Here is a 7449-nt window from a genome sequence, read left to right on the forward strand (position 1 = left end):
GGGCACCCAAGGTGCGGGTAGTGGCGGTCAGTCCGGGGCTGGTACGCACCGAGCAGGCCCATCTGCATTTTGGCGACGAACAAGGCATCGCGGCGGTCAGCGCCGGGATCCCGGCCGGGCGCATGGCGCTGCCCGAAGACATCGGCAACGCCTGCCTGTTTATCGCATCACCCCTGGCCGGCTATGCCAGCGGCTGCAACCTGTTGTTGCACGGCGGCGGCGAACGCCCGGCTTTTTTGAGCGCTGCGCACTGACGACCTTCAGCGGCGACCACCCGGTTGCTGCACTTGACACGCAGGAGACGAACTTGGCTGATTCTCAATTGCTAACCGACGTGCGCGCCCTGGTGGGGCGTGAATATGGTCGCGTCTACGCCTGGGACGAAGTCAACGCCCCGATGATCCGCCAGTGGTGCGAGATCATGGGCGTCGACAACCCGCTTTACACCGACCCGGCCTTTGCCGCCAACAGCGCCCAGGACGGGCTGGTGGCGCCGCCTGCGATGTTGCAGGTGTGGTGCATGGAAGGTTTTCACATAAACAACTATGCGCCCGGCTCGACCACCGAAAACCCCTATGAAGTGCTCAAGCTGATTGAGTCCTACGGTTATCCGTCGGTGGTCGCGGTCAACTCCGAACTGACCTTCGAGCGCAACCTGCGTCCGGGTGAAAAGCTCTACTACACCACGCGGCTTGACTCGGTGGGCGACGAAAAAACCACCGGTCTGGGCACCGGCTTCTTTGTCACCCTGGTGATGGACTACTTCATTGAACACAAAAGTGGCGACGAGGCCGTTGGCCAGTTGCTGTTTCGCGTATTCAAGTTTCGCCCGGCCAACAACCATGCGGTCGAGGCCGCTCCGGCCAAGGCCGAAGCGGCTGCGGTGGTCAAACGGCCGAAGCCGGGCATGAGCGATGACACGCGGTTTTTCTGGGAAGGCTGTGACGCCGGCAAGCTGCTGATCCAGCGCTGCACCCAGTGCCAGACCTTGCGTCATCCGCCGGCGCCGGTGTGCATCGAATGCCACTCGTTTGATTGGGACAGTGTGCAGGCCAGCGGCCGCGCCAGCCTGTATTCGTTTGTGATCATGCATTACCCCGAAGTTGCCCCGTTCGACCATCCCAACCCGATCGGCCTGATCGAGCTGGAGGAGGGCGTGCGTCTGGTGGCGGGGCTTGCAGGCGCCAAGCGCGAGGACCTGCGTATTGGCCAGCCCTTGCAGCTTGAGTTCCAGACCTTCGATGGCGAGTTGACCTTGCCGCTATTCCGACCTGTGGTCGAGTAAGGGAGCCAGCATGGATTTCGACATTAGCGAAGACCAGGGCGCCATTGCCGAAATGGCCGGCAGCGTGTTTGCCGACTATTGCACCGATGACCGCCTGCGCCAGTTCGATACTAGTGAGCAGGCCTATATGCAGCCGCTGTGGGAACTGTGCGTGGAAACCGGCCTGCAAGCCCTGGCCATCCCTGAAGCACAGGGTGGCAGCGGCCTGGGCATGACCGAATTGATGCTGGTGTTACAGGCTCAGGGCCGTGCGTTGGGGCAGGTGCCGCTGTGGCGCCATCAACTGGCGGCTGCCACTGTCGCGCAGTTTGCCGATCCGTCATTGCAGGCGTGGGCTGAGGAGGCCGCCGCGGGCAGGGCATTGCTGACCCTGGATTTGAGCGGCCTGTTCAACGCCCATGGCATTCAATTGCACGGGGTAGAGACTGACGGTGGCTGGCGTGTCAAAGGCCGTGTTGGCGCTCTGGCGCTGGCCGAGCAATCGCAGGCGGCATTGCTGCTGGTCAGTGTTGACGGGCAGCCGCGGTTGGCGCTGGTCGAGTTGGGCGACAAGGCGATCACTCACGTGCCCGGGCGCATGACCCATGGTGAGGCCATTGCCGATGTACATATCGACGGGCTGCTGATCCGCGCCGAGTGCCTGCTCCCGCCAGCCGCGCTGGACTGGCTGGAGCCGCGCAGCATCGCCGCACTGGCGGCGCTGCAGCTGGGCGTCAGTGCTGAGCAGATCCGCCGCACCGTGGAATACGTCACCGAGCGGCGCCAGTTCGAACGCAGCATTGGCAGTTTTCAGGCGGTGCAAATGAGCATGGCCAACGCCCATATCGCCCTCGAAGCGCTGCGCAGCACCCTGTGGCAGTTGTGCTACCGCCTGGACGCCGGTTTGCCGGCGCCCAGCGAAGCACTGGCCACAGCCTGGCAAGCCTGTGAAGCGGGGCATCTGATTGGGCACAACGCCCAGCACGTACATGGCGGCATAGGTGTCGACCTGACCTACCCGATACACCGCTTCCTCTACTGGAGCCGCGCCCTGGGTTGTGCCCTGGGTGGATCGGCAGCATGCCTTGAACGCCTCGGCGACTGGCTGAGCCATAACGACAAGCTGGGATGGAAATATGACCTTGCAGAACACCAAGCGCTTTGACGACGTGCGCCCCGGCGAAACCCTGCCGGAACTGGCGATCCCGATCACCGTGGGCCTGATCGCCGGTGGTGCCATCGCCACCCGCGACTATTTCCCCGGCCACCATGATGTAGAGGCGGCGCGGGAGTTGGGCTCGCCACATATCTTCATGAATATCCTCACCACCAACGGCCTGGTGCAACGCTATATCGAAGACTGGGCCGGCCCCGAGGCGCGTTTTGCCTCGCTGAAGATCAAGCTTGGCGCGCCGAATTATCCCGGCGACAGCATGACCTTCAATGGCGCGGTCACCCGTCAGGATGCCACTACCCGCACGGTGGAAATCACCCTCAGCGGCAAAAATTCCATGGGTAACCACGTGACCGGTACGGTCGCGCTGGTTCTGCCCTGATCGCGGAGACAGTACTCATGACGCAATCGTCACTTTCCGGCAGCGCGGCTATTGTTGGCCTGGGCGCGACCGAATTTTCGAAAAACTCCGGGCGCACCGAACTGCGTCTGGCGCTGGAGGCCACTCTGGCTGCGTTGAAAGACGCCGGTATTGAACCTTCCGAGGTCGAGGGCTTCAGCTCGTACTCGGTGGATAAAGTGCCGGAATATGAAATCGCCCGGTTATTGGGGTGCAAGGACGTCAAGTTCTTCTCCCAGGTGCCCCACGGCGGCGGTGCTGCCTGCGGGCCGATCATGCACGCAGCCATGGCCGTGGCCACCGGTGTGGCCAAAGTGGTGGTGGTGTACCGTGCCATGAACGAGCGCTCGTGGTATCGCTTCGGCAGCGGCAGCTACGGCTTTGCCTCGACCCCGACGTTCGAGAACGTCAACTACGGCTGGTATATGCCCCACGGCCTGCACACGCCAGCATCCTGGGTCGGGATGTTTGCCCAGCGCTACATGCATACCTACGGGGCCACCTCCGAAGACTTTGGCCGCGTAGCGGTAGCCGTACGGGATTTTGCCGCCACCAACCCCCAGGCGTTTTTCTACGGCAAGCCGATCACCCTGGAAGAACACCAGGCTTCGCGCTGGATCTGCGAGCCGCTGCACCTGCTCGATTGCTGCCAGGAATCCGACGGTGCCGTGGCGATGGTGATCACCTCGGCCGAACGTGCCAGGGACTTGCGCCAGAAGCCGGTGATGATCAAGGCCGGTTCCCAGGGCATTACCTCGGGCCAGCAGATCATGACCTCGTTCTACCGCGACGACATCACCGGACTGCCGGAAATGGGCGTTGTCGCCAAAGAGCTGTATCGCCAGTCGGGACTTGGCCCCGAGGCGCTGCAAACGGCGATCATTTATGACCACTTCACCCCGTTTGTACTGCCGCAACTGGAAGAATTCGGCCTGTGCGAACGCGGCGAGGCCAAGGAGTTTATTCGCGCCGGGCACCATGCCCGTGGCGGCAAATTCCCGATCAATACCCATGGCGGGCAACTGGGCGAGGCTTATATCCACGGCATGAACGGCGTGGCCGAAGCGGTGCGGCAGGTGCGCGGCAGCTCGGTCAACCAGGTCGACAATGTCGAGAACGTACTGGTGACGGCCGGCACCGGTGTGCCAACCAGCGGCCTGATTCTGGGAGCAGCCTGAATGTTCGTCGACCTGACGCCAGAACAACATGCCCTGCGTTTGAAGGTGCGGGACTACTTCCAGAACCTGATGACCCCGCAGTTGCGTGAGCAATTGCGCGGCAAAGAGGGCGGCCAGCTGTACCGCGACACCATCCGCCAGATGGGCCGTGACGGCTGGCTGGCGGTGGGTTGGCCCAAGGAACACGGCGGCCAGGGCTATGGCCCTACCGAGCAGTTTATTTTCTTTGAAGAGGCCAATATCGCCGGTGCGCCGTTGCCGTTCGTAACCATCAGCACCGTGGGGCCGGCGTTGATGGCCCACGGCACCGAGCAGCAAAAGGCGCGGTTTTTGCCGGGTATCGCGGCAGGGGAAATCATCTTCGCCATCGGCTACTCCGAGCCGGATGCAGGCAGCGATCTGGCTGCGCTGAAAACCACGGCGCGCCTCGAAGGCGACGCGTTCGTGGTCAACGGCAACAAGCTCTGGACCTCGGGTGCGGAGTCGGCTGACTACATCTGGCTGGCGGCGCGCACCGACGCCGAGCGGCCGCGGCACAAAGGCGTGTCGATCCTGATTCTCGACACCCGCGCGCCGGGCTTTGCCAGCACGGTGATCCCGACCACCAGCATCCCGACGGCGGCCACCTACTACGACAACGTGCGGGTGCCCACCGACATGCTGGTGGGCGAGTTGAATGGGGGCTGGAAACTCATCACGGCACAACTTAACCACGAGCGTCTGGGCCTGGGCGCCTGGTCGGACAAGGTCGTGGGGCTGTTTGGCCGGGTCTTGAAGTGGGCCAATGCAGCCGATGAACGTGGCGTGCGTGCCACCGACAAGGCCTGGGTGCGTGCGGGACTGGCGCAGTGCTACGCGCGGCTGGAAGCCATGCGCCTGATCAACCTGCGCATTGCCGCTGACCTCGAGCGCGACCGCATGGACGTGGCGCTGGCGTCGACCACCAAGGTCTACGGCTCGGAGTCGGGGATCGAGATATTGCGAGTCCTGAGCAACATGGTCGGTGCCGCGGGCTTGATACGCAGCGGTTCACCGGCGTCGCTGCTGCACGGCGAACTGGAGTACGAAGTGCGTGCTTCAGTGACCCTGACCTTTGGCGGTGGCACCAATGAAATCCAGCGCGAGCTGATCGCCCAGTTCGGTTTGGGCATGCCGCGTACCCAGCGTTAAACATTGCCGAAAACCTGTAGCCGCTGGCGAGGTACGAGGCTGCGACAAGGGGCGCAGGCCCTGCAGATCACCGGGGCTGCTGCTCATCCCGTCGCAGCCTCGTACCTCGCCAGCGGCTACAAGAACCGAAAGGTGAAACAACATGAACGCGATTGACCAGTTCAGAGAACAGACCCGCAGCTGGCTTGAGGCCAATTGCCCGCCATCGCAACGCAAGGCCATCCCTGAAGGCGAAATGGTGTGGGGGGCCCGCAAGATGGAGTTCCCCAGTGAAGATGCGCAATTGTGGTTCGAGCGCATGCGCGACAAAGGCTGGTTCTGCCCCGAGTGGCCCGTTGAATACGGTGGCGCCGGGCTGAGTGCGGAGTACAACGCCGTGCTCGAAAGCGAGCTGCGCCGCCTCAAATGCCGCCCGCCGCAAATCAACCTGGGCATCTGGATGCTGGGCCCGGTGCTGCTGGAGTTCGGTACCGAAGAGCAGAAAAAACAGCTGCTGGCACCCATGACCCGCGGTGAGGTGCGCTGGTGCCAGGGCTTCTCCGAGCCCAATGCCGGTTCTGATCTGGCCAGCCTGAAAACATCGGCTCGGGATGCCGGCGATCACTTTGTGGTCGATGGCAGCAAAATCTGGACCTCCTACGGCGACAAGTCGGACTGGATGTACGCTCTGGTGCGCACCGATGCCAAGGCCAGCAAGCACACGGGCATCAGCCTGATCGTACTGGACATGAAGAGCCCCGGAGTCAGCGTTGCGCCGATTGATTTGATCAGCGGCAAGTCGGCGTTCTGTCAGGTGTTTTTCGATGGCGTCAAAGTTCCGAAAAGCCAGTTGATCGGCCCGCTGCACGGCGGCTGGAACCTGGCCAAGCGTCTGTTGCAACACGAACGCAAGGCCATGTCCAAGTTTGGCGAGTTCAGCTTGCCGACCCATTTTCATTTGTTGCCCCTGGTCAAACAGTACTTGCCCGAGGCCACCGGCCAGAGCGAGTCGGCACTGGTTGCACGAGCGGTGGCCACGGCCATGAACGAGCACAGCTACAACCTGACCGTGCAGCGCATGGGCGAAGCCGCCCGCGTCGGGCAGGACGTCAGCGGGCTGATGTCGATCATGAAGCTGGTGCACACCGAACAGGAGCGCGACAAGTTCGAAGTGCTGCTCGATGTCATGGGCTATCAGGGACTGGGCTGGGACCCGGATGCTTTCAGCCCCCAGCAACAGGCAATCACCCGCGGCTGGTTGAACAGCTTCGCCCTGACCATCTCTGGCGGCTCGTCGGAAGTGCAGCTCAACGTTATTGCCAAGCGGGTCCTGGGCCTGCCTGACGTGAAGTAAGGAAACTCACCATGAACCTGCTTTACAACGAAGATCAACGACTGCTGGCCGACAGCGCCGGCGAATTTCTCGCCGCGCGCAGCCCGGTGTCACGTCAGCGCGCCTTGCGGGATGAAGCGCAGGTGGACGGCTTTGATCCGCTACTGTGGCAAGACGCGGTGGCGTTGGGCTGGAGTGCAATTCCTTTCCCGGAAAACCTCGGCGGGCTGGATTTTGGCTGCATGGGCCTGGGGCCGATTTTTGAAGCCATCGGTTGTAATCTCAGTGCCACGCCGTTGCTTTCGAGTGTGGTGCTCAGCGGATCGCTGCTGCACCTGCAAGGCAATGCACAGCAGCAGGACCGCTGGCTGTCGGCGACCATCAGCGGGGGGCAGCGGGTGGCGCTGGCGCTGGACGAACAGCCACGGCACAACCCGGCGAAAGTGGCGTTGCAAGCTGTGGCCAATAGCGACGGCTACAGCCTGAGCGGAGATAAATATTTCGTTATCGACGGGGTAGGGGCCGACGCTTATCTGGTGGCGGCACGCACCGGCACGGCAGGCATCAGTCTGTTCCTGCTGCCGGCAGATGCCCCGGGCCTGACCGTCAGCCCGTTGCCGCTGATTGACTCGCGCAACCATGCGCGCTTGCAGCTGGATCAGGTACAGGTCGGGGCTGATGCCTTGCTGGGTGCCGCCGGGTCTGCCATGCCGGCCTTGAATATCGCCCTGGATCGCGGCCGCGTGTGTCTGGCTGCCGAGATGCTGGGCATGTCTGAAAAGCTGTTTGAACTGACCCTCGACTACCTCAAGACCCGTGTGCAGTTTGATGTGGCGATAGGCACCTTCCAGTCCCTGCAACATCGCGCGGCGCAGTTGTATGTGGATCTGGCGCTGGCACGCAGCGCCGTGATGGCCGGTCTGGCGGCGCTGGACGACAGCAGCCTGAGCG

General features: G+C 62.8%; 8 protein-coding genes. All 8 read left to right on the plus strand.

Annotated features, from left to right (window positions below):
- The coding region (locus GHO42_RS01090; RefSeq protein ID WP_153384079.1) for an SDR family oxidoreductase at positions 1-254 on the plus strand (254 nt) is incomplete at its 5' end.
- Positions 255-307: 53 nt separating this feature from the next.
- Positions 308-1285 (plus strand): bifunctional MaoC family dehydratase N-terminal/OB-fold nucleic acid binding domain-containing protein, encoded by a 978-nt coding sequence (locus GHO42_RS01095; RefSeq protein WP_153326663.1) that lies wholly within the window; start codon positions 308-310, stop codon positions 1283-1285.
- Between the two features lie 10 nt (positions 1286-1295).
- Positions 1296-2429: an acyl-CoA dehydrogenase family protein gene (locus tag GHO42_RS01100; protein ID WP_095018443.1), complete on the plus strand. Its 1134-nt coding sequence runs from the start codon at positions 1296-1298 to the stop codon at positions 2427-2429.
- Positions 2401-2820, plus strand: a complete 420-nt coding sequence (locus GHO42_RS01105) for a MaoC family dehydratase (RefSeq protein ID WP_095018444.1) — start codon at positions 2401-2403, stop codon at positions 2818-2820. The genes GHO42_RS01100 and GHO42_RS01105 overlap by 29 nt, the downstream gene beginning before the upstream one ends.
- Positions 2821-2837: 17 nt before the next feature.
- Positions 2838-4016: a lipid-transfer protein gene (locus tag GHO42_RS01110; RefSeq protein ID WP_130871344.1), complete on the plus strand. Its 1179-nt coding sequence runs from the start codon at positions 2838-2840 to the stop codon at positions 4014-4016.
- A complete protein-coding gene (locus GHO42_RS01115; RefSeq protein ID WP_153326661.1) occupies positions 4017-5186 on the plus strand; it encodes an acyl-CoA dehydrogenase family protein in 1170 nt (389 codons plus the stop codon).
- A 142-nt stretch (positions 5187-5328) separates the two neighbouring features.
- Positions 5329-6519, plus strand: a complete 1191-nt coding sequence (locus GHO42_RS01120) for an acyl-CoA dehydrogenase family protein (RefSeq protein WP_095018446.1) — start codon at positions 5329-5331, stop codon at positions 6517-6519.
- An 11-nt stretch (positions 6520-6530) separates the two neighbouring features.
- Positions 6531-7449: acyl-CoA dehydrogenase family protein (locus GHO42_RS01125; protein ID WP_153384080.1), on the plus strand; the 919-nt coding region annotated here is incomplete at its 3' end.

Origin of the sequence: Pseudomonas sp. FSL R10-0056 (assembly GCF_009600105.1) — a bacterium.
In the GTDB taxonomy this organism is placed as follows: domain Bacteria; phylum Pseudomonadota; class Gammaproteobacteria; order Pseudomonadales; family Pseudomonadaceae; genus Aquipseudomonas; species Aquipseudomonas bubulae.

Coding starts and splice junctions, on each gene's coding strand:
- GHO42_RS01105 (WP_095018444.1), top strand. CDS start 2,401: ATGACCTTGCAGAACACCAAGCGCTTTGACGACGTGCGCCCCGGCGAA.
- GHO42_RS01120 (WP_095018446.1), top strand. CDS start 5,329: ATGAACGCGATTGACCAGTTCAGAGAACAGACCCGCAGCTGGCTTGAG.
- GHO42_RS01100 (WP_095018443.1), top strand. CDS start 1,296: ATGGATTTCGACATTAGCGAAGACCAGGGCGCCATTGCCGAAATGGCC.
- GHO42_RS01110 (WP_130871344.1), top strand. CDS start 2,838: ATGACGCAATCGTCACTTTCCGGCAGCGCGGCTATTGTTGGCCTGGGC.
- GHO42_RS01115 (WP_153326661.1), top strand. CDS start 4,017: ATGTTCGTCGACCTGACGCCAGAACAACATGCCCTGCGTTTGAAGGTG.